General features: G+C 61.4%; 1 protein-coding gene. It reads right to left on the bottom strand.

What is annotated here, in order from left to right:
• Positions 1–34 precede the first annotated feature (34 nt).
• Positions 35–1,449 (bottom strand): IS3 family transposase gene (locus tag GFY24_RS40790; RefSeq protein ID WP_153810464.1). Its coding sequence is split into 2 segments (ribosomal slippage): positions 35–1,080 and positions 1,080–1,449, totalling 1,416 coding nucleotides; the frame shifts between segments, so codons are not numbered across the junction.
• Between the last annotated feature and the right edge of the window lie 125 nt (positions 1,450–1,574).

Raw genomic sequence — 1,574 nt, 5'->3', positions numbered from 1 at the left:
CGGAATTTTTCAAGGTGGATGAGTCCAGCGGGTGTTAAGCGGCTGTCGTGTCGGTCTCCTGGGTGGTGTCCTGGGCTGGTCGGTTGATCCAGACGGTGTCGGGTAGGTGCAGGATCTTCGGTGTCGTGGTGGTGCCGAAGCGGTGTGGGTGCCGCGCTCGGGCCTGGGCGAGCACGGCTGCCCGGTCGGCGGCTTTGTCGGTGGCCAGCCCGTAGTGGACGTCGGCGGGGGTGTGTAAGCCGATGCCGGTGTGGCGGTGTTCGTGGTTGTACCACCCGGCGAAGGAATCCATGAATCCTCTTGCGGTGGTGAGTGATCCGAAGCGTTCTGGGAACTCCGGCCCGTATTTCAAGGTTTTAAACAGCGCTTCGGAGTAGGGGTTGTCATTGGACACCCGCGGCCGTGAATGCGAGCGGGTAACCTCGAGATCAGCGAGTAGAGCGGCGACGGTTTTGCTGGTCATCGACGTGCCCCGATCCGCGTGCACCACTTGTGGTATTCCGTGGATCTCGAAGATCTCTTTCATCAATTCTGTTGCCAGAACACCGGATTCATGGTTGTGGACATGGACCCCGACGATGTAACGGGAGTAGATGTCGATCATCACGTAGGCATCGAAATACTGTCCTTTGACCGGGCCGGCGAGTTTGGTGATGTCCCACGAATACACTTGCCTCGGTGCGGTAGCGACCAACTCCGGGCACACCTTGCTCGGATGGCGCGCCAACCGGCGACGTTCGGTGACCTGCTTGTTTTCCCGCAACACCCGATACATCGTGGACACCGAACACAGGTAAGTGCCCTCGTCCAGGAGCTGGGCGAAGACCTGCAACGGTGCCAGATCAACGAACTCGGGACTGCCCAATACCTCCAGGATCCGACGTCGCTCGAACTCGGAGAGCTTGTTCGCCGGATCCGGAACAGGTTGCGGTACAGCGGAACTCGGTGACACAGCCGCCTTGCGGCGGCGGTTCGCGGTGGAACGCACCAGTCCGGTCAATACCGCCGCACGTCGAGTACCGGCTCCGACATCGGTCAACGACGTGTACGCGGTGCTCAACGCTTTCTGCGCTGCTCCTGCGAATCCGCTCTCTCGGAGAGAGATTCCAAGAGAGCGTGTGCTTTTCCCATGATGTCCAGGGCGGCCTCGGTGGTGACGAGGCGTTTGTTCGCACGCGCCAATTCCGCTGTCAGGCGCGCGATTTCGGCTTGCTCAGCGGTGAGTTTGCCGACTTTCTCACCCGGTTTCTTACCGGAAAGGACCCCCGCGTCACGCTGCTTACGCCACTCGCTGATCTGCGAGGAATACAGCCCTTCTCGCCGCAGATACCCGCCACCGTCACCGTGTTCGATCGCCTGCTCGTAGGCCTGCAAATACGCCAACTTGTCCGCCGCGCTGAACGCACGCCGCCGCTTCGGCTCATCACCACGCGGCCCTCGAGAACCCATCCGCCCATTGTGGCCTTCGGCCACCGCGGTGCTTGTCCTGGTCATGAAATATCGATCCGTCTCTCGCCCTGCGTCTGCCCGATTGGCTCCGAGCCGGTGGACTCACCTCACCCTGACACGCAGGG

Origin of the sequence: Nocardia sp. SYP-A9097 (assembly GCF_009649815.1) — a bacterium.
Lineage (GTDB): Bacteria > Actinomycetota > Actinomycetes > Mycobacteriales > Mycobacteriaceae > Nocardia.
Note: the sequence above shows the minus strand (reverse complement) of the source record. Positions and strands in the feature narration are given on the sequence as shown.